Source organism: Rhizobacter sp. P3_B12, from assembly GCF_056402895.1.
Map to the genome: position 1 here is coordinate 1 of NZ_JBFUGN010001350.1, position 1,290 is coordinate 1,290.

Annotated in this window: 1 protein-coding gene and 1 pseudogene; both read right to left on the bottom strand. The window is 74.7% G+C overall.

Features of this window, described 5'->3' with window-relative positions; genetic code table 11:
- Positions 1 to 651, bottom strand: a 651-nt coding sequence (locus tag AC1D01_RS35135) for a vWA domain-containing protein (protein ID WP_477874209.1), incomplete at its 3' end; no start/stop codon positions are given.
- A pseudogene (locus AC1D01_RS35140) lies at positions 648 to 1,290 on the bottom strand (hypothetical protein); the annotation flags it as partial. The gene AC1D01_RS35135 and the pseudogene AC1D01_RS35140, both read right to left, overlap by 4 nt.

Sequence of the window (1,290 nt, forward strand, 5' to 3'; positions counted from 1 at the left end):
CACCAGCATCACGATGCGCGAGCCGGTGTAGGGCCGCTCGTCGAAGAACGACAGCGCGTCCAGCAGCGCGAGGCCGATGTTGGTCTCCGACAGGCCGCGCCCGATCTCGCCGGCCGCGATGGCGGCCTGCACCACGTCGTTCTTCTGCGTGAACTCGAGCACCCGCATCGGCAGCGTGCTGAACACCACCAGCCCGAAGCGGTCGTCGGGCCGGCCGGTCACGAAGGCCGACAGCAGCCGGCGCGCGACCTTGCCCTTCGCATCGCGCGAGCGGCCCGGCGACAGGCTCATGTAGTAGTCGAGCGCCTCGGGGCCGGTGCCGCGTGGCCTGGCCGCGCCGGCGGCGAGGCGGGCGCCGGCGAAGCCCTCGTCCATGCTGCGGCTGCGATCGAGCACGACGACGATCTCGGCGCCCTGGCCGACCCGTTCCACCGTGTACTCGGGCCGGTAGGCGCCGGCCATCGCCAGCACCAGCAGCGCGAGCGCGAGCACGGCGGCACCCTTCAGCACGCGCTGCAAGGCATCGGAGGCGCGGTCGCGCGGCAGCAGCGCGACCCAGGCATTGCGCACCGGCTGCGCGGCGCGCGCCCACCACGGCAGCAGTGCCAGCGGCAGCAGGCCCAGCAGCCACGGGTGGTCGAAGTGGATCACGCGGCACCCCGCTCGGCATCGCGGCACTTGCGGCAGAACTCGAGCAGCCAGCGGCCGTCGTTCGCGGCCGCCGGGCTGTCGGCGAAGAACTCGCGCCGCGACTGCTGGAAGAACGCGAGCAGCTCGGCGCGCAGCGCGGCATAGCGCGGCTGCGCGGCGACGAAGCGGTCGACGCCGTGCTCGAACACCACCTCGCCAGCCGTCCGGTTCAAGGCCTCGTGCACGTGCTGGAACGCGGCCCGCCGCTCGGGCGCCGGCGCGTCGGCCGGCAGGTGGCTGAGTTGCCGCCACGCGCTCGCGAACGGCCGCCGGCGCTGCGCCCACCCCGGCAGGATGAGGTAGATCTGCGCGAGGTACGCGAGGCACAGCAGCAGCACCGCGCCCCAGGCCAGCAGGCGGCGCTGCGCGGGGCCGGTGTCGAGCCGTGGCGGCGGCAGGTCGGGGCGGAGCTCGCCCAGGCCCTGGCGCGGCGAGACCTCGGCGGGCGCCAGCGGCGACACCGTCACCGGCCACGCGTCGACGCGCAGCGCCTGGTCTCGCCCGGCGCCTTGGAAGCCGAGCGAGAACGGCGCGATCTCCAGCGTGCGGACCTCGGTCGGTGCGAGGAACACCTGGTAGCGCAGCTGCAGCGCGAGGCGG